Below are 24,602 nucleotides of genomic sequence, written 5' to 3' on the forward strand. Positions count from 1 at the left end.
GAAATGAATGAAAAACGCCTCCCGGACCGGATCCGGGAGGCGTTTTCTTTTCGCGAATGGCGGGCAGCGATCAGTCGAGGAAGGTCACCGTGGTGCCTTCACGCACCATTTTCGACAGCTCCTCGGCGTCCCAGTTGGTCAGGCGCACGCAGCCGTTGCTGGCGTTGGCGAAAAGCCGGCTGGGGGTCGAGGTGCCGTGGATGCCGTAGGTCGGCTTCGACAGGTCGATCCAGGTGGAGCCGACGGGGCCGTTGGGACCGGGCGGCAGGATCAGCACTTCCTTGTTGTCGCCTTGGGTGAAGTTGATCTTCGGGTTGTAGGTATAGGTCGGCTCGGGCGCGACAGCGGTCACCGTGTGGGTGCCCGACGGCGACGGGGTCGAGGCCGAGCCGATGGTGACCGGATAGTTGGTGATCATGCGGCCGGCCTCGTCGAAGGCGCGCAGGCGGCGGGTTTTCTTGTCCAGCTCGATCCGCGCCACGGTGCTTTTCTGGTTCTGGCCCGGCTCGACGATGTTCAGGGTTTCGCCGGCGACGAAACGGGCGCCGGGGTTGAACCGCTTGAGAAAGCCCTCATCCATGTGGAACCGCTCGGCCAGGCGCTCGGAGACGCTGGTGAAGCCGATCTGGTCCAGCTTGGCCAGTTCCGCGTAATCGGTGGGAAGCGGCGCGCTCAGCCCTTCGGTGTCGGCTTGGGTGATGGTGTAGGTCGAGGTGATGCTGCCGGCAACATCGCCGCCCAGGGCGCGCCAGACTTCGGGGTCCATGCGCCCGTCCACGGGCAGGCCCTGCTGCTCTTCAAAGGCCATCAGCGCGCTTTCGGTCATGCCGCCCTTGACCCCGTCGACGACGCCGGGGGAGATCCCGGCGCGGTCCAGCAGCACCTGAACCTTGACGCCGAGGGGGCTGGCTCCATCGGGCAACGGGCCACCCTCGTAGCCGGCCGCCTCGATCGCGGCGGGGGTGATCTTGCCGCCAGATGCGCGGGCCTTGGGACGGCTGTCCACGGTGGCATTGGCGTTGGCATTGGCATTGGTATTGGCGCTGGCGGCGGGTGCCTCGGTCACGGGCTGCGCAGGCTCGGGCTGCTCGATCACCGGCTGCTCGGTTACGGGCTCCTGGGTGATCGTGGGCTCGGGCGCGGGCGTGGTGGTCGTGATGGTCGTGCCGCTCTCGGCGCCATAGCCACCCTCGGGCAGCGGGGCCTCGATGATGACCGGACCTTCTCCTGCGGCGGGATCGGAGATCACGGGAAACTGGCTGTTGGTGCCCGACCGGATCGTGCCGCGCGGGGCCTGCTGTGCACGCTCGGCCTGACGGGCCTTGAGTTCGCGCAGGGGGATCAATTGCTCACCCGTGCCTTGCGCCCAGACGGCGCCGGCGATGAGGGAGGCGGGAATTGCGGCCCCGAGGGCCAGTGAGGCGATCAAGGTGGATCGTGCCATGGTGTGCTGCTTCCTTTGGTCTGCTCAGGAAGGCAACACGGGCCGGAACCCTTGGTTCCCCCGTCACGCACGCTTCGCGCGGCTGTGATCGCAGGGAAGCAGTGACGGCCGACCGAACGACTTGGCCATGCCCCTGCCGCCGGGCGGCCTAGCCCTGGGCGTAACGATCGCGCAGGGCGGTATCCACTGGCTCGGTCACGAATTTCGACACGTCCCCGCCCAGCCGCGCAATCTCCTTGACCAGCTTGGAGGCAATGGCCTGGTGGCGCGCGTCGGCCATCAGGAAGACCGTCTCGATCGAACTGTCGAGCACCCGGTTCATGCCGACCATCTGGTACTCATATTCGAAATCGGCCACGGCGCGCAGGCCGCGCACGATGATCTGGGCGCCGACATCGCGGGCACAGTCGATCAGCAGATTCTCGAACGGATGCACGACGATCTCGGTGCCGCTCTCGGCGCTCAGCTCGGCGCATTCGGCCTCGATCATGGCGACACGCTCTTCCAGGGTGAACATCGGCCCCTTGTCGCGGTTGATCGCGACGCCGATCACAAGGCGGTCGACCAGCAGCGCCGCGCGGCGAATGATGTCAATATGCCCGAGCGTGATCGGGTCGAAGGTGCCGGGGTAAAGACCGATGCGCATGGAGCCTCCCTTGGTTGCGGCGCACGCAACCTTATTGCGCGGCCAAATGCAAGGGTGGCCGGGTCTAATGACCCATTATCATGCCTTCCAGTGCCGACTTCTCCATGGAAAGCTCGGACAGGCGGGCCTTGACCGCGTCACCGATGGTGACGATGCCGACCATCCGCCCGTCCTGCACCACCGGCAGGTGGCGGAAGCGCCTGTCGGTCATGGTCTGCATGATCTTCTCGACGCTGTCGTTGATCTGACAGGTGACCGGGTCGGCGGTCATCATCTGGGACACGCTGTCGGACATGCACGCCGGGCCGCGGTTGCCCAGTTCGCGCACGATGTCACGTTCGGACAGCATGCCCAGCGCCGTCTCGCCATCCTCGGACACCACCACCGACCCGATGCGCCGCGCCGCCAGCAGGGCGGCGGCCTCGCTGATTGTGGCCGAGGGCGCGATCGTGATCACGGTGTTGTCGGATTTGGACGACAGGATCTGCTTGACCAGCATGGCGGGTCTCCTTCCGGGTTTGTTGTGCCCAGCGTCGCCGCAGGTGCGACAATTTGTCAAGCAGGTTCAAGCTCAAGCATCTCGCGGCGCACCTCCTCGACCAACAGCTCGGCCAGTCGGTTGAGGCGGTTCACCTTGCGATCATCCTCGTGCCGGACAAGGTAGAAACTGCGGGTCAGGCTGAACTGGTCTTCCAGCAAAAGGCGCATGCGGGGCGCGTGGCGCAGGGCAAAGCCGTGCACGATGCCGATGCCCGATCCCATGCGCACCCACTGGAACTGCACCGCGACCGAATTCGAGGCGAGGTCGGGCTGGCTGATGCCCAGCCCGGACAGATAGTCGAGCTCGCGGTCGAAGATCATGTCGGGGATGTAGCCGATGATCCGGTGGTCCTTCAGATCCTCGATCGTTTCCACGGGCGGGCTGTTCTTGAGGTAGAAGGGCATCGCCGCGAGGTAGAGGTGATAATCGCAGATCTTCTGAACGGTCAGGCGGCCGCTGGCCGGCGGGCTGACGGCGATGGCCATGTCGACCTCGCGCTTGGACAGGTTCACGACCCGCGGCAGGGCAACGATCTGGATATCCAGCTCGGGGTGGGCCTCGCCGATGCGGGCACAGACCTGGGGCAGCAGGAAATTGGCGCACCCGTCCGGCGCGCCCAGCCGGATCGTGCCGCTGAGGGCGTCCCCCGGCCCGCGCACGGCGTCATCGGCCCCGATCAGCGCCTGCTCGGCCCGGTTTGCATGTTCCAGTATGCGCTGCCCCGTCTCGGTCAGGGCATAGCCCTGGGGCGACTTGACGAACAGCGTGGCCGCCATGCCTTCCTCCAGCCGCGCGATGCGACGGCCGACGGTGGCCGGATCCATTGTCAGCTGCTTGCCGGCGCCCGACAGGCTTTCGGCCCGTGCGACGGCCAAGAACACCCGCATGTCATCCCAGTTCAGCATCCCACACCCCCATTTACGCAAAGCCCTTTTGGGAAAATGCGTCTGTTGCCAGCGTTTATGCAATACTAGACTGTCACTCAACCAAGGATTGTGGAGGGTGCCATGACAGAATTGACACATTGGATTGACGGCAAGCACGTCAAGGGAACGTCGGGCCGCTTCGCGGATGTCTTCAACCCCGCGACCGGCGAAGTGCAGGCCAAGGTGCCGCTGGCCAGCAAGGCCGAGCTGGACGCCGCCGTCGAAAGCGCCGCCCGCGCCCAGCCCGCATGGGCCGCCACCAACCCCCAGCGCCGCGCGCGGGTGCTGATGAAATTCGTGGATCTGCTGAACCGCGACATGGACAAGCTGGCCGAGGCCCTGAGCCGTGAGCACGGCAAGACCCTGCCCGACGCCGCCGGCGACGTGCAGCGCGGTCTGGAAGTGGTCGAGTTCTGCATCGGCGCACCCCACCTGCTGAAGGGCGAATATACTGACAGCGCCGGCCCCGGCATCGACATGTATTCCATGCGTCAGGCTTTGGGCGTGGTGGCCGGCATCACGCCGTTCAACTTCCCGGCCATGATCCCGCTGTGGAAGATGGCCCCTGCCCTTGCCTGCGGCAACGCCTTCATCCTCAAGCCGTCCGAACGTGACCCCTCGGTTCCGCTGATGCTGGCAGAGCTGATGCAGGAGGCCGGTCTGCCCGACGGCGTGCTGCAGGTCATCAACGGCGACAAGGAGTCGGTCGACGCCATCCTCGACAACGAGACGGTGCAGGCGGTGGGCTTCGTCGGCTCGACCCCGATCGCGCAATACATCTATTCGCGCGGCACGGCGAACGGCAAGCGGGTGCAGTGCTTTGGCGGCGCCAAGAACCACATGATCATCATGCCCGACGCGGATCTGGAACAGGCCGCCGACGCGCTGGTCGGTGCGGGCTATGGCGCGGCGGGCGAACGCTGCATGGCGATCTCGGTCGCGGTGCCGGTGGGCGACGAGACCGCCGACCGCCTGATCGAAAAGCTGGTCCCCCGAATCGAGGCGCTGAAGGTCGGCCCCTACACGGCCGGCAAGGACGTGGATTACGGCCCCGTCGTCACCGCCGCCGCCAAGCAGAACATCGCCCGTCTGGTGCAGACCGGCATCGATCAGGGCGCGGAGCTGGTGGTCGATGGGCGCGACTTCAACCTTCAGGGCTATGAAGATGGCTTCTTCGTCGGTCCCCACCTCTTCGACCGGGTGACCAAGGACATGGACATCTACACCCAGGAAATCTTTGGCCCGGTCCTGTCGACCGTTCGGGCGAAGGACTACGAAGAGGCGCTGTCGCTGGCGATGGACCACGAATACGGCAACGGCACCGCGATCTACACCCGCGACGGCGATACGGCGCGTGACTTCGCCAACCGGATCAATATCGGCATGGTTGGCATCAACGTGCCGATCCCCGTGCCGCTGGCCTATCACACCTTCGGCGGCTGGAAGAAATCGGCTTTTGGTGACCTGAACCAGCACGGTCCCGACGCCTTCAAGTTCTACACCCGGACCAAGACCGTTACGGCCCGCTGGCCCTCGGGCATCCGTCAGGGTGGCGAGTTCTCGATCCCCGTCATGGAATGACGGCCCGGGCCGGGCGGGGTATCGACCCCTGCCCGGCCCCAGCTTTCGTGAGTACGGCCCGCGACCCTGCCCCGTGACTTGCCGGGTCGCTTGACCCCCATCGGCGCTGCTCCAACTTGTGCAACAACCCGGGTGCGGCACCACGACCTTTGCCTGCGCCCGCCAGGAACAGCATGTGAGGGCATAGAGAATGGCATCCAGCGAACCCGAATTTTCCATCGGCATCGAAGAGGAATATCTTCTTGTCGACCGCGACAGCCTGGCCCTGGCCGAGGCCCCCGATGCCTTGATGGAGGCCTGCCGCGAGGAGTTGCAGGACAAGGTCTCGCCCGAGTTCATGCAATGCCAGATCGAGATCGGCACAGGCGTCTGCCAGACCATCGCCGAGGCCCGCGAGGAGCTGCGCCACCTGCGGTCCTGCGTGGCGCGCAACGCCAAGCGCTTCAACCTGGCGCCGATTGCCGCTTCCTGCCACCCCTCGGCCGACTGGAAGGACCAGCACCACACCCCCAAGGAACGCTATGACCAGACCGAAAAGGACCTGGCGGCTGTGGCGCGGCGTATGCTGATCTGCGGGATGCATGTGCACGTGGGGCTGAACGACGACGAGACCCGGATCGCCCTGATGGAGCCGATGACCCAGTTCCTGCCACAACTTCTGGCGCTGTCGACCTCGTCACCCTACTGGCAGGGGGACGACACCGGGCTGTGCTGCTACCGGCTGAGCGTCTTCGACAACATGCCCCGCACCGGCCTGCCGCCGAAATTCCATTCCTGGGATCAGTATTGCCGCACCACCGGGGTGCTGGTCGATGTGGGCATCCTTGAGGACACGACCAAGATCTGGTGGGACCTGCGCCCCTCGGACAAGTATCCAACGCTGGAGACGCGGATCTTCGACGTGAACCCCAGGGTCGAGCATGCGCTTTCGCTGGCGGCGGCCAACCAGGCGCTGATGCGGATGCTCTGGCGCCTGCGGGCGCGCAACCTCAAATGGCGCGAGCATGACCGCTTTCTGGTCAACGAAAACCGTTGGCGCGCCCAGCGTTACGGCGTCAACGAGGGGCTGATCGATTTCGGCCGGGGCGAGATCGTGCCCCCCGCCGAGATGGTCGAGAACCTGCTGGAGCTGTTGGAACAGGACGCCGGCGTTCTGCAATCGGGCCCCGAGCTGGAGACCCTGCGCGAGATCGTGGAGCATGGCACCAGCGCCGACCGCCAGCGCGCCGTGGCCCAGAAGGCCCGCGACGGCGGCGCCGACGAGAAGGGCGCGATGGACGCCGTTGTCCGGCACCTGATGGAGGAGTTTTCCCAGGACCTGTGAGGCGCCGCCCGCCCCTCGCGGAGACTGCAAAAATGCTGCAATATTTTGCGGGCAAGCATGCCCGGGCCCCGCGGACGGAAGAGGTCCGCACCCGGGTAACGCGACAGAAAGAGGGACAGGATGGATTTCGCACTCAGCGAGGAACAGACGGCCATTTTCGACATGGCCCACGCCTTCGGGCAGGAACATATCGCCCCGCATGCCCGGGAGTGGGAGCGCGCGGGCGAGATCCCGAAGGATCTTTGGCCGAAGCTGGCCGAGCTGGGGTTCGGTGCCCTTTATGTGCGCGAGGAGGCCGGCGGCTCGGGGCTCAGCCGTACCGACGCCACCCTGGTGTTCGAGGCCCTGTCGGCCGCCTGCCCCTCGGTCGCGGCCTTCCTGTCGATCCACAACATGTGCGCCTGGATGATCGACCGTTTCGGCAGTGACGAGATGCGCGGGCGGCTGCTGCCCGGCGCCGCCGACATGAGCACGATCTACAGCTACTGTCTGACCGAACCCGGCTCGGGCTCGGACGCGGCGGCCCTGCGCAGCCGGGCCGAGCGCACGAACGAGGGCTATGCCCTGACCGGCACCAAGGCCTTCATCTCGGGCGGCGGCTACTCGGACGCCTATATCGTCATGGCCCGCACCGGCGACGACACGCCTGCCGGCGTCTCGGCCCTGATCGTCGAGGAGGGCAGCGCCGGCCTCAGCTTCGGCGGGCTTGAGGACAAGATGGGATGGCGCAGCCAGCCCACCCGCCAGGTCCAGATGGACGCCTGTCCGGTCCCCGCGGCCAACCTGCTGGGCGAGGAAGGAGCGGGCTTCCGCTATGCCATGATGGGCCTGGACGGTGGCCGCCTCAACATTGCCTCCTGCTCGCTGGGGGCGGCCCAGGCCGCCTTTGACGCCACCCGCGCCTACATGGCCGAGCGCCGCGCCTTCGGCAAACCCATCGACCAGTTCCAGGCCCTGCAATTCCGCCTGGCCGACATGGAGACCGAGCTTCAGGCCGCCCGCGTGTTCCTGCGCCAGGCCGCATGGAAACTGGACAGCGGCGCGCCCGATGCCACGCGCCATTGCGCCATGGCAAAGCGCTATGTCACCGACATCGGCTGGCAGGTCGCCAATGACTGCCTTCAGCTTCACGGCGGCTATGGCTACCTGGCCGATTACGGGATCGAGAAGATCGTCCGCGACCTGCGCGTGCATCAGATCCTCGAGGGCACGAACGAGATCATGCGACTGATCATCGCCCGTGGTCTGCTGGCCGAGGATGCCGCATGAGCGACGACGATATCCACATCCGCCGCCAGGGCCGCATCGGGCGGATTACCCTGAACCGTCCGAAGGCGCTGAACGCGCTGAGCTATGCCATGTGCCTGGCCATCGAGGAGGCGTTGCTGGCCTGGCGCGACGACCCGGAGGTTGCCCTGGTGGTGATCGACGCCGAGGGGGATCGCGCCTTCTGCGCCGGGGGCGACATCCAGCAGATGTACGAGACCGGCCGCGCCGGGGATTACGAATACGGCCGCCGCTTCTGGCGCGACGAATACCGCCTTAACGCGCTCATCCACCACTACCCCAAGCCCTATGTCGCGCTGATGCAGGGGTTCACCATGGGCGGCGGTGTCGGCGTGTCCTGCCACGGCTCGCACCGGGTCGTGTGCACAGGCAGCCGCATCGCCATGCCCGAATGCACCATTGGGCTGGTGCCGGATGTGGGCGGCTCTCTGCTGCTGGCGCAGGCGCCGGGGCACGCTGGTATCTACCTCGGCACCACGGGCACGCGGATGACGCCGGGCGACGCGATCTACGCGGGCTTTGCGGATTATTTCGTCCCGCGCGAGGCCTGGCCCGCCCTGATCGAGGAGCTGGCCGCGACGGGCGATCCCGAATGCGTCGACCGCGCCGCCCAGCCCGTCCCCGAGGGCGAGGAGGCCGGCACGCTCGAGGTCCGGCAAACCCTGATCGACGCCCATTTCGATGGCTTCGGTCTGGGGGATATCTGGCGCTCTCTCTCGGCGCCGGCGCGCACCGTGGCGGCGGGCGATCCGCGCGACGAGGAGTTTCGCGCCGAGACCCGCAAGGCGCTGTCGCGCGCCTCGCCCCTGGCCGCCGCATCGACGGTCGAGATCATTCATCGCCTCGCCGGGGTCGAGGATATCGCCCGCGCGCTGGAGCTTGAGTACCGCTTCACCTGGCGCTCGATGGAGCAGGGCGATTTCCTGGAAGGGATCCGCGCCGCGATCATCGAGAAGGACCGTAACCCGCAGTGGCGCCATCCCGGCCCCGACAAGGTGCCGACGGTCGATGTCAGCCGCATGCTGATGCCCCTCGGGGCGGAGAAATTGAGTTTCGAAAGGGAAGCAACATGAAGATCGGGTTCATCGGACTGGGAAACATGGGCGGGCACATGGCCCGCAACCTGGCCGCCGCCGGCCACGAGGTCACGGGTTTCGACCCGGTGGCCCCCTGCCCCGAGGGCGTGGCCACGGCCCCCGACGCCCCTGCCGCCGCGCAGAGCGCCGAGGTGGTGATTACCATGCTTCCCGACGGCGCGATCCTGTCCCGCGTCGCCGAAGAGGTGATCCCGGCGATGGAGAAGGGCGCGCTTCTGCTCGACTGTTCGACGGTCGATGTCGCCTCGGCCCGCGCGGTGGCCGAGAAGGCGCGCGCCGCCGGGCTGCTGGCGGTGGATGCCCCGGTCTCGGGCGGGACGGGTGGCGCCGACGCGGGCACGCTGACCTTCATGGCGGGCGGCAGCGACGAGGGGTTCGCCATCGCCAGGCCCCTGTTCGACATCATGGGCCAGAAGGCCGTCCATTGCGGCGAGTCGGGCGCCGGACAGGCCGCCAAGATCTGCAACAACATGATCCTGGGCATCACCATGATCGGCACCTGCGAGGCCTTCGCGCTGGCCGACAAGCTGGGGCTGGACCGGCAGAAGATGTTCGACGTGGTCTCGACCTCTTCGGGGTCGAGCTGGTCGATGAACACCTATTGTCCCGCCCCCGGCGTCGGCCCCGTCTCGCCGGCCGACAACGACTACCAGCCCGGCTTCGCGGCCGAGCTGATGCTCAAGGACCTGCGCCTCTCGCAGCAGGCCGCCGAACTGGCCGATGCCGACACCCCCCTGGGCCAGGCGGCGACCGCCCTCTATCAGCGTTTTGTCGAGGATGAGGACGGCCGCGGGCGCGATTTCTCGGCCATGCTGCCCCGGTTTGAAGAGCGGGGCCGCGACAGCTAGGCCCGGGGGCCCACGAACAGCACCATCAGGTGAACGGCAGGCGGGGCGATTGACGGGAACGGCAATCGCCCCGGCGCGTTGACGGGCAGATCCTATCAGGAGAAGCCAAAATGAAACGTCTGTTGATGTCCGCCGCCATTGCCGCGATCGCCGCCATGCCCATGGCCGGTGTCGCCACCATGGTCGAGGCCAAGTCCGACAAGGCCAAGGAACAGGGCAAGGGCAAGATCAAGATCAAGTCCAAGAGCAAGGCCCACGCCAAGGCGAAGGGAAAAGACAAGGACAAGGGTAAGGACAAGGCGAAGTACAAGCTGGAGTCCAAGTCCGACGGCATCGAGCGCAAGGTCAAGGTCGAGACCAAGGGCGATGACGTCAAGTACGAGGAAAAGATCAAGATCAAGGACGCAGGCGCGGCGATAGGGGCCGGTGCCGGGGTTGCCGCCGGGGCTGCCGCCCTGGGTGCGAGCCTGGCCACCGGTGCCGACGCGCTGCCGGCCGATGTCGCCGCCCGCCTCAATTGCCCGCCGGGCCTGGCCAAGCGCAACCCGCCCTGCGTGCCCCCCGGGCAGGCCAAGAAGGGTGTCACCACCGAGGAATGGACCGGCTATGACCGCGACGAGCTACGCCGTATCCTGCGCGAGAATGACGACGTGGTCGCCGAGGTCGAGGTTGAGGTCGAGGAAGACCGCTATCTGACCGAGGCCGAGATCATCGACATCTTCGAGCTGGAGCCGCTTCAGGATGGCTACCACTACGCCGTGATCGACGGACAGATCGTGCGCATGGACGAGGAGGATTACCTGCTTCTGCAACAGCTGCGCACCATCGCCCAGCTTCCCGGCGTCGATGCCGACCTGGTGGTCGAACCGACGGTCTCGCTTTCGCAGGAAGAGCTGATCTCGATCTACAAGCTGCCCGAGCCGCCCGCCGACACCCATTACGCGGTTGTCGACGGCACGGTCGTCACCCTGGGCACCGAGGCCTATGACCTGCTTCAGTTGATCCGCCTGACCTCGGCGGTGCTCTGACGAAACCCTCCGGGCGGCGCCGATCTGCGGCGCCGCCCGGGCAAACGCGAAATTTTCTTTTCTTTGACCACGCCCCCTTACCCGATGATCGGGCTAGGGGCGCCGCCCTTTCCGGAACAGCAGCGGCCCAGCCTGTGTTAGGCCGTATTGATTGCTTTATCAGAAAGGACCTTTTCACGATGATCCGCCGATATTTGATCCTTGGCGTCTCGGCCGCGATGCTTTCAAGCGTGCCACCCGCCGCCTTCGCCGCCCCCGACTGCCCCCCCGGACTGGCCAAGAAATCCCCGCCCTGCGTGCCCCCCGGTCAGGCCAAGAAAATGCCGATGCCGGGCGCCACGGCGCCGCTGCCCCCCGGCGCCAAGATGCCGCCGCCGGGTGCTGCAAGAATACCCCCTCCGCCGCCCCTCAGCGGCCCTGACGCCCAGGCCCGCACCAAGGCCGCGCCGACCGCGCGACCCGCCGGCGCCATGCCGCCTCCGCCCGCGCGTCTAGCCCGCCCCCTGCCCTCCGAAGCCGAACGTGCCCGCCTGCTGGCGCGCGCCCGCGCCCAGCTTGGCGGCCGCCCGGCCTCCGATCTGGAAGATCTGCGCATCCGCATGCCCGACGGACGGCCGATGGGGCCCATGCCCCTGCGCGGCCCCGCCGAGGCCATGGCCCTCGCCCGCATCGCCCCCGGCGACCCGATCGACCCCGCAGCCGCGCGGCTGGTCGAGGATCCGCTGTCGCTAGGCCTGATCCCGCCGGGCACCGCCAGCTGGCGCTATTACCATGTCGATAATGTCATCGTCCGCGCCGAGCCGGTCGACCTGAAGGTCCTCCAGATTATCGCGGCAGAACCCGAACGCTAAGGCGCGGCACCCGCCTTGTGCCCGGCCGGGTGCCGGGTGCAAGGCGGGTAAGCCCCTTTGAACCTGACCCTGTCGGGTGGCCCTATTCCGCGGCCATCTTGCGGGGTTTCAGCATTGGCGCCAGGTACTGGCCCGTATGCGATCCCTCGACGCCCGCGATCTTCTCGGGTGTGCCGGTGGCCACAACCTGGCCGCCGCCGTCGCCCCCCTCGGGGCCGATGTCGACCACCCAGTCGGCAGTCTTCACCACGTCGAGGTTATGTTCGATCACAACCACCGTATTTCCCTGCTCGACCAGCTCGTGCAGCACCTCGAGCAGCTTGCGCACATCCTCGAAATGCAGACCCGTCGTCGGCTCGTCCAGGATGTAAAGCGTGCGGCCCGTGGACCGCCGCGCAAGCTCTTTCGACAGCTTCACCCGCTGCGCCTCACCGCCCGAAAGGGTGGTCGCCTGCTGGCCCACCTTGATGTAGCCCAGCCCGACCCGGCAAAGCGCATCCATCTTCTCGCGGATCGACGGGACGGCCTTGAAGAACTCCTGCGCGTCCTCGACCGTCATGTCGAGGACATCGGCGATGCTCTTGCCCTTGAAGCGGATTTCCAGCGTCTCGCGGTTGTAGCGTGCGCCGTTGCACGTCTCGCAAGTGACATAGACGTCGGGCAGGAAATGCATCTCGATCTTGATGACGCCGTCGCCCTGACAGGCCTCGCAACGGCCGCCTTTGACGTTGAAGGAAAAGCGTCCGGGCTTGTAGCCGCGGGCCTTGGCCTCGGGCAGCCCGGCGAACCAGTCGCGGATCGGGGTGAAGGCACCGGTATAGGTGGCCGGGTTCGACCGGGGCGTGCGCCCGATGGGGCGCTGGTCGATGTCGATCACCTTGTCCAGATGCTCGAGCCCCTTGATCGTCTCGCAGGGGGCCGGGGTCTGGCGGGCGCCGTTGAGCCGCATAGAGGCCGTCTTGAACAGCGTCTCGATGGTCAGGGTCGACTTGCCCCCGCCCGACACGCCCGTCACACAGACGAAGCGGCCCAGCGGGAAATCCACCGTGACATCGCGCAGGTTGTTGCCGCTGGCCTTGACCACCGTCACCTTCTTGCCGTTGCCCTTGCGCCGGCTGCCCGGCACTTCGATCGCGCGCCGCCCGGCCAGGTAGTCGCCGGTGACCGAGTCGGGGTTGGCGATGATCTCGGCCGGGGTGCCATGGGCCACCACCTGGCCGCCGTGCACGCCGGCGCCCGGACCGATATCGAAGACGTAATCGGCCTCGCGGATCGCCTCCTCGTCATGCTCGACCACGATCACCGTGTTGCCCTGGTCGCGCAGGTTCTTGAGGGTCAGCAGAAGACGGTCGTTGTCGCGCTGGTGCAGACCGATCGACGGCTCGTCCAGAACGTAAAGAACCCCCGTGAGACCCGAGCCGATCTGGCTGGCAAGCCTGATCCGCTGGCTCTCGCCGCCCGACAGCGTGCCCGCCGCCCGGCTCAGGGTCAGGTATTCCAGCCCGACGTTGTTCAAAAAACCCAACCGCTCGCGGATCTCCTTGAGGATGGCGCGCGCGATCTCGTTCTTCTGCTTGCTGAGATGGGCCGGCACGTCCTCGCACCAGGCGTGGGCCTCGCGGATGGACATCTCGACCACCTGGCCGATGTGACAGCCCGCAATTCGCACGGCCAGCGCCTCGGGGCGCAGGCGATAGCCCTCGCAGACATGGCATGGACGGTTGTTCTGATAACGCTCGAACTCCTCCCGGACCCAGGCGCTGTCAGTCTCGCGGTAGCGGCGCTCCATGTTGGGGATCACCCCCTCGAAGGGGCGCGAGACCTCGTAGACGCGGCCGCCCTCGTCATATCGAAACCGGATCTCCTCCTCGCCCGAGCCATGCAGGAACACCTGCTGCACATGGGCCGGCAGGTCCTTCCACGGGGTGGCGCGATCAAACTCGTAATGGCGCGCGATGGCTTCGATGGTCTGGGTAAAATAGGGCGACTTGCCCTTGCGCCAGGGCGCCAGCGCCCCGTCGCCGATCTGCAGCGCCGCGTCGGGCACCACCAGCCGCTCGTCGAAAAACAACTCCACCCCCAGCCCGTCGCATTCGGGACAGGCACCGAAGGGCGCGTTGAACGAAAAGAGGCGCGGCTCGATCTCGGGAATGGTGAAGCCGCTTACCGGACAGGCGAATTTCTCCGAGAAGGTGATCCGCTCGGGCTCGGCCCCCTCCTCGCGCGGGGCGGTCTCGAGGATGGCGATGCCGTCGGCCAGGTCCAGCGCCGTGCGCAGACTGTCGGCCAGTCGCGTCTCCAGCCCCTTGCGCACCACGATGCGGTCGACCACCACGTCGATGTCATGGCGGAACTTCTTGTCGAGCTTGGGCGCCTCGTCCAGCTCGTGGAAGGCGCCGTCGATCTTGACCCGCTGGAAGCCCTGCTTGCGCAGCTCCAGCAGCTCCTTGCGATACTCGCCCTTGCGGTCGCGCACGATGGGCGCCAGCAGGTAGGCCCGCGACCCTTCCTCCATGGCCATCACCCGGTCGACCATGTCTTGCACCTGCTGGGCCTCGATCGGCTGGCCGGTGGCGGGGCTGTAGGGGGTGCCGGCGCGGGCGAACAGAAGCCGCATGTAGTCGTAGATCTCGGTCACCGTCCCCACGGTCGAACGCGGGTTCTTCGAGGTGGTCTTCTGTTCGATCGAGATTGCCGGGCTCAGCCCGCTGATGTGATCCACATCGGGCTTTTCCATCATGTCGAGGAACTGGCGCGCATAGGCCGACAGCGACTCGACATAGCGGCGCTGCCCCTCGGCGTAGATCGTGTCGAAGGCCAGGCTGGATTTGCCCGAGCCTGAAAGCCCGGTGATCACCACCAGCTCGTCGCGCGGAATGTCCACGTCGATCGACTTCAGGTTGTGCTCGCGCGCGCCGCGCACCTCGATCTTCTTCTGCTCAGCCATGATGCCCTCGTACCCGTTGCCTTACAGATAGGGGATCACCCGCCGGACTCCAAATCAAAAAAGCGAACAAAATGTGAACAACGCCCCGGGCCGCGGCGTCCCGCCCATGCGCGCGGCCCCAAACCGGCCGACGGCAGGGGCAGAACGCCCCCGCCCCCCTCATTGTCGGACAAATATCCCCGCCGGAGGCCCCGGCCGGCCAGCGGGCGCGCCCTCAGATGTGGATTGCACGGCCGTAGGCCGCCAGAACGCTTTCGTGCATCATCTCGCTAAGGGTCGGATGGGGGAAGACCGTGTGCATCAACTCGGCCTCCGTCGTCTCCAGCTCCCGGCCCACCACGTAGCCCTGGATCAGCTCGGTCACCTCGGCGCCGACCATATGCGCGCCCAGAAGCTCGCCGGTCTTGGCATCGAAGATGGTCTTCACCATACCCTCGGCCTCGCCCAGGGCGATGGCCTTGCCGTTGCCGATGAACGGGAAGCGGCCGACACGGATCTCGCGGCCCTGCTCCTTGGCGCGGGCCTCGGTCAGGCCGACGCTGGCGATCTGCGGCTGGCAATAGGTGCAGCCGGCGATGCTTTCGGGCCGGACGGGGTGGACATCTTTCTGCCCTGCGATCAGCTCGGCCACCATGACGCCTTCGTGGCTGGCCTTGTGGGCGAGCCACGGTGCCCCGGCCAGATCGCCGATGGCATAGACCCCGTCGACGCCGGTGCGGCAGAAGGGATCGGTCACCACATGGGTGCGCTCGACCTTGATGCCGGCCTTCTCCAGCCCCAGCCCCTCGGTGTTGCCGACGATGCCCACGGCCGAGATCACAGTGTCGAATTCTTGCGTCGTGGTCTTGCCGCCGGCTTCCAGATGGGCCGTGACCTTGCCCTTGGCGCGGTCCAGCTTCTTGACGGTGGTCTTCTCGAGGATGGTCATGCCCTGCTTGACGAACTGCTTGCGGGCAAACTCCGAGATCTCCGCGTCCTCGACGGGCAGGATCCGGTCCATCACCTCGACCACCGTCGTCTCGGCGCCCAGGGTGTTGTAGAAGCTGGCGAATTCGATGCCGATGGCGCCCGATCCGATGACCAGAAGCTTCTTGGGCATGCGCGGCGGCTGGAGGGCGTGGCGGTAGGTCCAGACCAGATCGCCGTCGGCCTCGAGACCCGGCAGTTCGCGGGCCCGGGCACCGGTGGCCAGGATGATGTTCTTGGCGGCAATCTCCTCGGTGCCGGCATCGGTGCGCACGCTCAGCCGGCCCTTGCCGGCAAGGCTCGCGTCGCCCATCACCACGGTGACCTTGTTCTTCTTCATCAGGTGGCCCACGCCCGAGTTGAGCTGCTTGGCGACCTTGCGCGACCGTCCGACCACCGCCTCGAGGTCGAAAGAGACCTTCTCAGCGCCCAGGCCGAATTCCTTGGCGCGCTGCATCAGGTGAAACACCTCGGACGAGCGCAGGAGCGCCTTGGTCGGGATGCAGCCCCAATTGAGGCAGATGCCGCCCATGTGCTCGCGCTCGACGATGGCGGTGGAAAGACCCAGCTGTGCGGCGCGGATCGCGGCCACGTAACCCCCGGGGCCCGCCCCGACCACGACAACGTCAAAGGATTTTCCGGCCATGCTGATGCCCTCCGCTGATACAATGGTTCACCATTAAACTATCTGGGCGAAAGCCGCAATCTGGCTTGCCGCCCCGAAGCTGATTGCAGTCAGCCAGAGGCCCCGCGCAGGACCGCAGGCCGCGCGAAGAGGCGTCAGAGCGGGGCAAAGTAGGTGAAATCGGGCGCGTTGGCGTCCCGGGTCAGCCGGCGGCGGCGACACCCTGCGGGGCGGAACGCTCGCGCATTTCCTGCAACAGCTCGGCATAGCCGTGATCGTCCAGGAACTGCTTTTCCTCGGAAGAGGAGCGGCGGCCCAGCGCCTCGTTGCGACCAGGGAAGCGGCCGAAGCGGCGGATGATCTCGCGGTGCACGCGCGCGTGCAGCAGGTTCGACTCTCCGGTCTCGGGCATGCGGCTGCAGAACAGCCGGACACAGCGTTCCTGGTCGTCGATCGTCTCGCGGTGCATCAAGGGCATGTAGAAGAACTGGCGCGCGGGTTCGTCGATGGTGCGGTCCCAGTTCTTGTGAATCGCGACCTTCGCGGCAGCCAGCGCAAGCGGGTCGGAACTGAAGGCCCGGGCATCGCCGCGGAACATGTTGCGGGAGAATTGATCCAGCAGGATGACATAGGCCAGAACGCCGCTGGGATAGGTCAGCCACATCCCGCAGGAGCCTTCCATCGCCCCCTCCCAGGTTCGAAGGAACCGGTCGCGGATCCGGGCATCAAGATCGCTGTCGGACGAATACCAGTCGGACGGGGCAATCTCGTCCAGCCAGAACGAGAGAATCTGATCGGGTCTCTGCATGGGTTCCTCTTCTCACGAACGCCTGTCGTGCCGTCCCCAGACAGGTTCAGCCTTTCACGCCAAGTCCTGCGGCGCAAGGCATTTTAAGGTGTTCCGGCGGGGTGATGCCGGCCTGTTGCCGCAACGCCCGGTTGCGCGCGCGGTGGCGCCCCGGTTGACACGGCCGGGATGTGTCACCACGCCCCCGGTTCCAGGGCGGTCCTGCGGGTGGATGAGGGGACGAAATCGGGTACAAAAAAGCCCCCGCGCGGTGGCCGCGCGGGGGCACTGACGACCCTCTGAGATGCGAGGGGTGGCGCAGATCAGCTGCGGTCGTCAATCACGAGCATCACTTCGCCCTCTTCTTCCACGAAGGCGGCGACGACGCTGTCGATCTCGATCTCGTCGGCGTCCAGCTGGCTCTTGATGGCGGCGTTGCCTTCAAGCTGTGCGCGGACCGAGGCGACAAGCTCGGCATTGGCTTCCAGCGCCTTGTCCAGCGCCTGGGCGTTGCCGGCGGCCTTGCCGCGCAGCTCGGACAGGGTCACGGTTTCGACCTCGACCTCTTCGCCCATGGCGGACAGGTCAAGCTCGGCCTCGGAGTTCGACCGCAGCTTCGAGATCACCTGGCCATAGTTCAGCTTCTTGCCGTTGACCTCGATCTCGGTTTCCATCTCTCCCTCGACGCTGGCGAGGTCGTTCGCCTCGGCCTCGGGGTTCAGGATCTCGGTGTCGCCATCGGCGACGGTCGAGGTGGCGGAAAGATCGCCTTCGCCTTCGATCTCGGTTTCCATCTCGGCAGAGACGGTGCCGTCATCGCTCTCGAAGTCGGTCTTCACGTTCGACAGGCCCGGCTCGGGCGTGACCGAGGAGGTGGCGCTCAGCCGGGTGTCGTCATCGGTCTCGATTTCGGACTCGATTTCGGCCTCGGCGCTCAGTTCTGTGTCGTCGTCGAGATCGTTCACGCGGTCGGTCGCATCCGCCAGCGTGTCGCTGTCGGGGCCTTCCACGTCGACCGAAGTCTCGGCGTCACCGCGCGCGGCCAGCTGGGCCTCGGCGTTGGCATCCTGGTCGGCGGCCTTCTCGGCCTCTTCCATGGCGGCGTTGTTGATGGTGCCGCTGGACTTGGCTTTCAGCTTGGCCTTGTAGCTTTCAAGGTCCGACTTGATCTTGGTCTTGGACTTCAGCATCAGCTTGCCGTCGGCGGACGCGCCGTCGGTGCCGGCGCTCATCCCGGCCTGGGCCTGGCCCGATGTGTCAAATTCGGCAGCGCTGTCACCGGCATAGGCGGTGGTGGCCGTGGTGGCCAGAAGGGCGGCTGCTGCGATCTTCATTGCACTGGTACGCATTGTTGTTTCTCCTCCAGTTATGGATGTTGCGAAGCGGCGTATGTGTGCTGCTCGGGGAAGAAACGGATCGCCAGCGGTCGCGTTCCCGGCCCCGGTCGGGGGAGCGGGTTTCCGCGAAGCCTTGCCGAAACGGGTGAGTTTCGTCGGCGGGGATCGGCCCCCTGCCCCGCATCACACGGGAGCGTGAGGCGTGGGCCCTTGATCGGGGAAGCCAGGGCCAGGTTGCCGCTAGGGATCCCGGCGCGAGAGCGCGCCGGGATGGCCTCCGGCGGGGATATTTTCACGACAATGAGGGGAGTGCCCGCGCAGCCGGGGCGGGTCAGTCGTTTTGGGGCGCCGGTCTCACGGGGCTTTGGGGCGCGGGGGTGGCGGACAGCCCCTCGTCGCTTGCGGCGGCGCGTTCCTCGGCATCCGCTTCGGCCTCGGCCACCTCGATCGCGGTGTCGATGGCGTATTCCTGCGCCACCTCGGCCGCGACGGCCGTCGCGGTTGGCAGGATCGGGGTATAGACGCCCGTATCCTCGACCGTGGGCGCGGGACGCTGGGTCATCCGGTAGAGGGCATAGGCCGCCAGCAGCGCCATCAGCACCCCCTGGAAGACGAAAAAGCCCGATGGGCCGAAAAGCGACATGATCCAGCCTGTTGCCAGCGGGCCGGTGATCGCCCCGATGCCGTTGATGAAGACCAGCCCGCCCGAGGCGGCCGCCATCTCTTCGTATTCAAGGTAGTCGTTAGTGTAGGCGATCAGCAGGGCATAGAGTGGGTTGGCCATGCCGCCGATCACGAAACTGACGATCAGCAGCACCGGGAAATAGCTTTCGAACATCACCGCCACGACCGAGGTCAGCGCCGCCAGGGCCGCCGAGCCCAGGATCAGCCGCCGCCGGTCCATCCGGTCCGACAGCCAGCCGATGGGAAATTGCAGCATCAGCCCGCCGACGTATATCGCCGCCACGAAAAGCGAGATCTGGTTCACGGTCATCCCCGCCTGCGAGCCATAGACCGCGGACATGCCGAACAGCCCCGAGAAGACACCGCCCAGAAGGAAGACGCCGACGCAGCCAAGGGGCGAGACGTTGAAGAGGCGCCGGATGCTCAGGGGCTTGGCCGTTTCGAAAGGCGGGACCGGCGAGACCGACAGCAGAATGGGCGCGAAGGCCACCGACACCAGCACCGAAGGCACGATGAACAGCACGAAGCCCGACGGATCGCCCAGCGTCAGGATGCCCTGCGCGGCCACGATGCCGGTCATCTGCACCACCATGTAGAGCGACAGCGCCTTGCCCCGGTTCTCGTTGGTGGAGGCATTGTTGAGCCAGCTTTCGGCGGTCACGTAGACCCCCGAGAAGCAGAAACCGATCAGCACGCGCAGCAGCGTCCAGGCGATCGGGTTTGCGACCAGCGGATACATGATCAGCACGGCAGAAATGAACGAGGCCAGGGCCGCGAAGACCCGCACGTGCCCGACCCGGCGGATCAGCTCGGGGGTGAGTTGCGAGCCACCAAGGAAGCCAAGGAAATAGCCGGCCATGACAAGCGACATCTGGAAGGTGGAAAACCCTTCCAGGCTGCCGCGCACGCCCAGAAGCGTGCCCTGAAGGCCGTTTCCGACCATGAGCAGGCCCAGACCGAGTAGCAGTGCCCAGGAACTGCGAATGACCGAAAGCATGGTGATCTCCTTGGTGATCGGCTTCGCTTAACAGCCCCCGCCGTCGCCCGAAAGCACCGTCACGACCTTTGGGCGACCTTTCGCGCCCCCGCGCCCGTTTCCGGCAGCAGAAGCGACGAATCCCCGTAGGAGAAGAAGCGATAGCCCGTGTCGATCGCGTGGCGGTAGATGTTTCGGATCGTGTCCGCCCCCATCAGCGCCGAGACCAGCATCATCAGCGTCGACTTGGGCAGGTGGAAATTGGTCATCAACCCGTCCGTCACGCGGAAGCGGTAGCCGGGGGTGATGAAGATGTCGGTGCTGCCCTGCCAGGCGGCCAGCGTGCCGTCCTCGTTGGCGGCGGATTCGATCAGCCGCAGGGCCGTGGTGCCCACGGGGATCACCCGCCGCCCCTCGGCCCGGGCGCGGTTCAGCCGCTCGGCCGCCTCGGCGGTGATCTCGCCGCGCTCGGAATGCATCCGGTGCTGGGTGATGTCGTCGACCTTCACCGGCAGGAAGGTGCCCGCCCCCACATGCAGGGTGACGTGCACGAATTCGACCCCAGCCGCTTCCAGCCGGTCCAGCAGCGCGCGGTCGAAATGCAGCGAGGCTGTGGGTGCTGCCACCGCGCCGCGCTGGCGGGCGAAGACGGTCTGGTAATCGGTCATGTCCTGGGCGTCGGGCGCGCGCCGGGCCGCGATATAGGGGGGCAGCGGCATGGCGCCGGCAGTCTCGAGAGCGGTATCGAAATCCTCGCCCTCCAGGTCGAAATGCAGGATCGCGTGATCGCCCTCGACCCCTTCGAACCGGGCAGCAAACCCCGGAGCGAAGACAATCTCCTCACCCTCGCGCAGCTTGCGTAGGGGCTTGAGCAGCGCGGTCCACCGCCCGTCGGGCAGCGGCTCCAGCAGGTTGACGCGGATGCGGGCGGTGACCGGGCCCTGGGCGCTGTCGCGGTGGCGCGCGCCGTCCAGGTGGACCGGCATCACCTTGGTGTCGTTCAGCACCAGCACGTCGCCCGGGCGCAGGATGTCGGGCAGGTCGGCAACCTGCCGATCCTCGATCCCCGGCCCTTCGGCCAGCAGAAGGCGCGCGGCGGTGCGCGGCACGGCCGGCCGGGTGGCGATCAGCGTCTCGGGAAGGTCGAAGTCGAAATCGGATAGTTTCATCGGGCCTGCGGTCTCATTCTGCGGGGCGGGGCGGTTTGCGCCGGAAGATATCGCGGAAGAAGCCGGGCGCCAGGATCGACAGCGGATTGACCGAGGTGACCGGCGCCGCGGCGGTTCCGGTCAGCCGATAGTTGAATCCGAACAGCCCCTCGCGGTTGCGGGTCAGGATCTGGCCCAGCCCGTTGAGCAGATAGACCGGCGAGACGACACCCGCAAGGTCCATGCGCTTGCTGGCCAGATCATAGACCCCTTCCAGCGAGATCCCCATCGAGGCGCCGACCGCGCTGCCCCGGTTCACCACCAGCGAGCGTGGCGTGAGGCGGAAGCTGGCTTCGACATCGCCGAAATGAATGCCGTTGCCGCCAAGCTGTTCCAGCAGACCCACGACGCTGATCGCCGACAGAAGCGAGGCCAGCGCCGGCGCGTTCACCACGCGGATATCGCCGCCCTTGAGGGTGCCGTCGAACGTGCCCTTCTTGCCGGTGGGTTGCAGCACCAGTTCCATGTTGCCGCCGCGCGCCGTCCGGAACGTGCCCGAAGCCGCCAGCACCGCGCCCGCATCCTCCGACCGGATGCGGAAGGCCGGGCCGTTGGTGGTGGGCACCATGGTGCCCTTGATCCGGGCGGCGCCGTTGAGCTGGCTGGTAAAGGTGCCGCTGGCGCCGCCGCCGCTGCTGAAATCCCCCGCGAAGGAGGTCAGCGCAATGCTGTCGCTGATGGTCAACCGGTCCAGCGCGATCTTCAGCGGCCCGCCCCTTGGCGCCGAGGGGTCCCGGGGCGGCAGGGCACGCAGGTCCAGCCGCCCGCCGCGCACGGTGACCGCCGGCGGCACGCCGCGCCCGCGACCGGTCAGGTCCACCGCCACGTCCAGCCCCGGGCCGGTCCGCACCTGGGTGAACCGCGCCACCGCAAGCCCGCCGTCGGGCTTCAGCGTGACCTTGCCCGCGGCCTTCAGCCCCGGCGCATCAAGGCTCAGCCGGTCGATCCGCGCGGGCTTGCCCAGCGCGCCCTCCACCCGCAGGGCTGCGCGCGCGGCGCGGGGTTTGGACCAGCCCAGCGCCGGCAGGGACAGCCCCACCCCCTCCAGGCGGGACTCAAGCCGCAGCGTCGGCGCCTGGCCCCGGCGCAGCCCGATCGCGAAACGCCCCCGCCCTGAGCCGCTGACCGATCCCTCGGGCAGGCCGATGCGGAAGGCGCGCACGGCGCGCGGCGACAGCTCGACCGTGCCGTCAAGCTGGCTGCGGCCCTGGTGCTCGGGGCCCATGCGCTGGACCCACTCGGCATCGAAGGGCACGCCGTCCAGCGTGCCCGCCCCGGCGATGCGCACCCGGGTGTTGTCGGCCTCGACCCGCATGGAAACGGCCCGCATGCTGCGATCGGGCACCAACTTGTCCGAGCGCACCGCCAGCAGGGTGCCGGTCGCCCGATAGCGCACGTCCTTCGGATCGACCTTGGGCACAATGTCGTAGTTGAGGTCGATCGCCAGCTCGGCCCGTCCCTCGGCAAGGTCGGGATCTCGCCCGGCCTTGCGGAAGATCTCAAACGGGGGGCGGTCCAGCAGGTGCATCGCCGCCGACAGGGGCGCGCGGGCGCGGACCTGGATGCGCGCCTCGGCCGGCTTGGCCTTGATCTCGGGGATCTGCATGGTGGTGCCGGCGATGTCGACGAGACCGCCCGCGCCGCTGTCCACCCCGCCCCCCGAGATGAAGACCGCGAAGGCGCCGTCGGCGACGCTGGCGTGGCCGCGGGCGCCGGTGGCGTGGGGCATGCTGCGCATGAAGCGCACGTCGGCATTCTCGAAGTCGAAGTTCAGGCCCGCGCGCGGCGGCGCCCCAGGCTCCTGCCGGACGGAGGCGACGGCGTTGCGCACGATCCCTGCGGCGACGTTCTCTTCGACCCACTTGCGGCTGCGGGGGGCAAGCGCACGGGGCCAGGATTGCAGCAGCCGTTCAAGATCAAGGCGGCCGGCGCGCGCGTCCAGCGCGGCACTCCACCCCTCGGGGTGGGCGGCCATGCGCCCGTTGGCATGCAGCTCGATCCCCTCGCCGACCAGGGCAAGCTGTCCCAGGTCGAAGCGGAAGGGTTCGGCCATAAGGCGGAAATCGACGGCCCCGGTGGTGAAGGCAAGCGGCTTCGGCAACAGGCCCTCGGGGTCGAGGACAAGCTGGTCCAGCCGAAGCTGGCCCAGAAAGGACGGCGTGCCGCCCTGGTCCAGGCCGTCGACATAGGCATGCCCGGTGCCGGCGATCTTCAGCATCGGCGAGTCGAAGGAGAGGGCCGAGAATTCCAGCCGCTGCCGGGCCGGGCGATAGCCGAAGTAGACCTTGCCGCTGTCGAAGGCGACCGGCGACACCCCGTCCGAGGGGCGGAAGGCACCGCGCCCGATCTCGAGCGCGCCGTTGAGATCCGTGAAATGCCCGCCCGCGTCCAGTCCAACCCGCAACGCGCCCGAAATGGGTGCATCCAGCACGCCCAGCCAATCCAGCGCCGGGGACTGGGCCGCGATGTCGCGCGCGTCCACCCCGGTGAACCGCGCCGAAAGTCGCGCCGCATCGGTGGTCTTGACGGTTTCCAGCGTCAGTTCCAGCTGCGCCGTGCCGCCGCTGTCCGAGGCCACGGGCGCGTTGAGCCGCAGCCGCACGCTGTCGCCCGACTGCTCCAGCACCAGCAGCCCGCTTTCCAGCGTCCAGTTCCGGCCATTGCGCCGATCGATATAGATGACCGAGGTGTCGACCAGCGCGACCCGGTCCAGCAGTTGCAATGCGGGCCGCTGCAAGCCGCCCTCGATCGCGTCGAGCACATCTGCGATGGAGCCGATGGCCGCGTCATTGCCCGCGCCGCCGGTCAGGTCCAGATCAAAGCCCCCGTCCTCATCGCGGATGACCGTCAGACTGGCCCCCGAGATCCGCAGCCGCCTGGGCTGAACCCGCCCGCGCAACAGCTCGTCGCCCCGCAAGGTCAGGCGCACATCGGGAAGTGCCGCCTGCTCACGCCCGTCGGCGTTCAGGGCGACCACATCGCGCAGGCGCACCACCGGCACCAGCCCGTCGGCGATCTGCACCCGCACCGAGCCGATGTCGATCCGCCCGCCGGCCGAGGCCGCGGCGGCCGTCACCTCCAGCCGCTCGATCAGCCAGGCCGGGGCGCTGACCCCCTCGGACCGCAGCATCCCCCACAGCAACATGCCGACGGCGGCCGCCAGAACCAGCCCGGTCACCACCGACCACATGGCCAGGTGGCCGACCCCCAGCAGGCCGCGCCACCCCGCGCGCACCAGCCGCCCGGCCCGACCCAGCGGGCGCGGATCGTGGCGGCGGCGGGCGCTGCGGACGCGGGTGCGCCTGCCTTGGATCTTGGGTGAAGGGCTCATCAGCGGTGGCTCGGTTCCTGCCTCGGCGGCCGGGGCGGCGCGATCTTCGCCTCGTGGCCTTTTCCCATCTTTATCTCAGCCGGCGCGCGACTAGTATAGCGTTGCGCGCCACGGCGCCCGATTGCCTTTCAAGCCTGCCCCGAGCGGCCCCAACCCGAAGGAGACCGT

Annotated in this window: 18 protein-coding genes; 7 read left to right on the top strand and 11 right to left on the bottom strand. The window is 67.3% G+C overall.

Translation table 11 applies throughout. The annotated features are described in order from the left end of the window. Positions 1–70: 70 nt before the first annotated feature. From CLV77_RS09680 to CLV77_RS09695, 4 genes are all read right to left on the bottom strand, one after another. A complete protein-coding gene (locus CLV77_RS09680) occupies positions 71–1,444 on the bottom strand; it encodes a L,D-transpeptidase family protein (RefSeq protein WP_083707850.1) in 1,374 nt (457 codons plus the stop codon). Positions 1,445–1,592: 148 nt separating this feature from the next. Further along, positions 1,593–2,090: a pantetheine-phosphate adenylyltransferase gene (coaD, locus tag CLV77_RS09685; protein ID WP_076980736.1), complete on the bottom strand. Its 498-nt coding sequence runs from the start codon at positions 2,088–2,090 to the stop codon at positions 1,593–1,595. 64 nt (positions 2,091–2,154) lie between these two features. Continuing rightward, positions 2,155–2,589, bottom strand: a complete 435-nt coding sequence (locus tag CLV77_RS09690; RefSeq protein ID WP_076980735.1) for a CBS domain-containing protein — start codon at positions 2,587–2,589, stop codon at positions 2,155–2,157. 56 nt (positions 2,590–2,645) lie between these two features. After that, on the bottom strand, positions 2,646–3,536 hold the full coding sequence (locus CLV77_RS09695) for a LysR family transcriptional regulator (RefSeq protein WP_076980734.1): 891 nt from the start codon (positions 3,534–3,536) through the stop codon (positions 2,646–2,648). 102 nt (positions 3,537–3,638) lie between these two features. Here CLV77_RS09695 and CLV77_RS09700 point away from each other — a divergent pair, with 102 nt between their 5' ends. The 7 genes from CLV77_RS09700 (at position 3,639) to CLV77_RS09735 (ending at position 11,573) form a co-directional block, all read left to right on the top strand. Continuing rightward, a complete protein-coding gene (locus CLV77_RS09700) occupies positions 3,639–5,138 on the top strand; it encodes a CoA-acylating methylmalonate-semialdehyde dehydrogenase (RefSeq protein ID WP_076980733.1) in 1,500 nt (499 codons plus the stop codon). 190 nt (positions 5,139–5,328) lie between these two features. Beyond that, positions 5,329–6,462, top strand: a complete 1,134-nt coding sequence (locus CLV77_RS09705; RefSeq protein ID WP_076980732.1) for a carboxylate-amine ligase — start codon at positions 5,329–5,331, stop codon at positions 6,460–6,462. A 120-nt stretch (positions 6,463–6,582) separates the two neighbouring features. Beyond that, the gene (locus CLV77_RS09710; RefSeq protein WP_076980731.1) at positions 6,583–7,731 is read left to right on the top strand and encodes an acyl-CoA dehydrogenase family protein; all 1,149 of its coding nucleotides are present in this window, start codon (positions 6,583–6,585) and stop codon (positions 7,729–7,731) included. Continuing rightward, positions 7,728–8,822, top strand: coding sequence for an enoyl-CoA hydratase/isomerase family protein (locus CLV77_RS09715; protein ID WP_076980730.1), 1,095 nt, complete (start codon positions 7,728–7,730; stop codon positions 8,820–8,822). Before CLV77_RS09710 ends, CLV77_RS09715 begins: the two co-directional genes overlap by 4 nt. Further along, entirely contained in the window at positions 8,819–9,694 is an 876-nt protein-coding gene (gene mmsB, locus CLV77_RS09720) for a 3-hydroxyisobutyrate dehydrogenase (RefSeq protein ID WP_076980729.1), read from the top strand. Before CLV77_RS09715 ends, mmsB begins: the two co-directional genes overlap by 4 nt. A 110-nt stretch (positions 9,695–9,804) precedes the next feature. Next, positions 9,805–10,722 carry a hypothetical protein gene (locus tag CLV77_RS16360; RefSeq protein WP_076980728.1) on the top strand — a complete coding sequence of 306 codons (918 nt, stop codon included), beginning with the start codon at positions 9,805–9,807 and terminating at the stop codon, positions 10,720–10,722. Between the two features lie 179 nt (positions 10,723–10,901). Then, complete coding sequence (locus CLV77_RS09735; protein ID WP_076980727.1) at positions 10,902–11,573, top strand: hypothetical protein; 672 nt, start codon at positions 10,902–10,904, stop codon at positions 11,571–11,573. An 82-nt stretch (positions 11,574–11,655) separates the two neighbouring features. Here CLV77_RS09735 and uvrA read toward each other — a convergent pair whose 3' ends face one another. The 7 genes from uvrA to CLV77_RS09770 form a co-directional block, all read right to left on the bottom strand. Continuing rightward, entirely contained in the window at positions 11,656–14,520 is a 2,865-nt protein-coding gene (gene uvrA, locus CLV77_RS09740) for an excinuclease ABC subunit UvrA (RefSeq protein ID WP_076980726.1), read from the bottom strand. 214 nt (positions 14,521–14,734) lie between these two features. Continuing rightward, positions 14,735–16,132 carry a dihydrolipoyl dehydrogenase gene (lpdA, locus tag CLV77_RS09745; protein ID WP_076980725.1) on the bottom strand — a complete coding sequence of 466 codons (1,398 nt, stop codon included), beginning with the start codon at positions 16,130–16,132 and terminating at the stop codon, positions 14,735–14,737. 181 nt (positions 16,133–16,313) lie between these two features. After that, on the bottom strand, positions 16,314–16,919 hold the full coding sequence (locus tag CLV77_RS09750) for a DUF924 family protein (RefSeq protein WP_076980724.1): 606 nt from the start codon (positions 16,917–16,919) through the stop codon (positions 16,314–16,316). 302 nt (positions 16,920–17,221) lie between these two features. Further along, positions 17,222–18,247 (bottom strand): hypothetical protein, encoded by a 1,026-nt coding sequence (locus CLV77_RS09755; RefSeq protein ID WP_143815105.1) that lies wholly within the window; start codon positions 18,245–18,247, stop codon positions 17,222–17,224. Between the two features lie 319 nt (positions 18,248–18,566). Beyond that, complete coding sequence (locus CLV77_RS09760) at positions 18,567–19,916, bottom strand: MFS transporter (RefSeq protein ID WP_076980722.1); 1,350 nt, start codon at positions 19,914–19,916, stop codon at positions 18,567–18,569. A gap of 59 nt (positions 19,917–19,975) precedes the next feature. Next, the gene (gene queA / locus CLV77_RS09765; protein WP_076980721.1) at positions 19,976–21,064 is read right to left on the bottom strand and encodes a tRNA preQ1(34) S-adenosylmethionine ribosyltransferase-isomerase QueA; all 1,089 of its coding nucleotides are present in this window, start codon (positions 21,062–21,064) and stop codon (positions 19,976–19,978) included. A gap of 13 nt (positions 21,065–21,077) precedes the next feature. Then, positions 21,078–24,434: an AsmA-like C-terminal region-containing protein gene (locus tag CLV77_RS09770; RefSeq protein ID WP_076980720.1), complete on the bottom strand. Its 3,357-nt coding sequence runs from the start codon at positions 24,432–24,434 to the stop codon at positions 21,078–21,080. Positions 24,435–24,602 lie beyond the last annotated feature (168 nt).

Source organism: Brevirhabdus pacifica, assembly GCF_002797755.1.
GTDB lineage: Bacteria > Pseudomonadota > Alphaproteobacteria > Rhodobacterales > Rhodobacteraceae > Brevirhabdus > Brevirhabdus pacifica.

Excerpts from the sequence above, each read along its gene's own strand:
- CLV77_RS09680 (WP_083707850.1), bottom strand. The coding sequence starts at position 1,444 with ATGGCACGATCCACCTTGATCGCCTCACTGGCCCTCGGGGCCGCAATT.
- coaD (WP_076980736.1), bottom strand. The coding sequence starts at position 2,090 with ATGCGCATCGGTCTTTACCCCGGCACCTTCGACCCGATCACGCTCGGG.
- CLV77_RS09690 (WP_076980735.1), bottom strand. The coding sequence starts at position 2,589 with ATGCTGGTCAAGCAGATCCTGTCGTCCAAATCCGACAACACCGTGATC.
- CLV77_RS09695 (WP_076980734.1), bottom strand. The coding sequence starts at position 3,536 with ATGCTGAACTGGGATGACATGCGGGTGTTCTTGGCCGTCGCACGGGCC.
- CLV77_RS09700 (WP_076980733.1), top strand. The coding sequence starts at position 3,639 with ATGACAGAATTGACACATTGGATTGACGGCAAGCACGTCAAGGGAACG.
- CLV77_RS09705 (WP_076980732.1), top strand. The coding sequence starts at position 5,329 with ATGGCATCCAGCGAACCCGAATTTTCCATCGGCATCGAAGAGGAATAT.
- CLV77_RS09710 (WP_076980731.1), top strand. The coding sequence starts at position 6,583 with ATGGATTTCGCACTCAGCGAGGAACAGACGGCCATTTTCGACATGGCC.
- CLV77_RS09715 (WP_076980730.1), top strand. The coding sequence starts at position 7,728 with ATGAGCGACGACGATATCCACATCCGCCGCCAGGGCCGCATCGGGCGG.
- mmsB (WP_076980729.1), top strand. The coding sequence starts at position 8,819 with ATGAAGATCGGGTTCATCGGACTGGGAAACATGGGCGGGCACATGGCC.
- CLV77_RS16360 (WP_076980728.1), top strand. The coding sequence starts at position 9,805 with ATGAAACGTCTGTTGATGTCCGCCGCCATTGCCGCGATCGCCGCCATG.
- CLV77_RS09735 (WP_076980727.1), top strand. The coding sequence starts at position 10,902 with ATGATCCGCCGATATTTGATCCTTGGCGTCTCGGCCGCGATGCTTTCA.
- uvrA (WP_076980726.1), bottom strand. The coding sequence starts at position 14,520 with ATGGCTGAGCAGAAGAAGATCGAGGTGCGCGGCGCGCGCGAGCACAAC.
- lpdA (WP_076980725.1), bottom strand. The coding sequence starts at position 16,132 with ATGGCCGGAAAATCCTTTGACGTTGTCGTGGTCGGGGCGGGCCCCGGG.
- CLV77_RS09750 (WP_076980724.1), bottom strand. The coding sequence starts at position 16,919 with ATGCAGAGACCCGATCAGATTCTCTCGTTCTGGCTGGACGAGATTGCC.
- CLV77_RS09755 (WP_143815105.1), bottom strand. The coding sequence starts at position 18,247 with ATGCGTACCAGTGCAATGAAGATCGCAGCAGCCGCCCTTCTGGCCACC.
- CLV77_RS09760 (WP_076980722.1), bottom strand. The coding sequence starts at position 19,916 with ATGCTTTCGGTCATTCGCAGTTCCTGGGCACTGCTACTCGGTCTGGGC.
- queA (WP_076980721.1), bottom strand. The coding sequence starts at position 21,064 with ATGAAACTATCCGATTTCGACTTCGACCTTCCCGAGACGCTGATCGCC.
- CLV77_RS09770 (WP_076980720.1), bottom strand. The coding sequence starts at position 24,434 with ATGAGCCCTTCACCCAAGATCCAAGGCAGGCGCACCCGCGTCCGCAGC.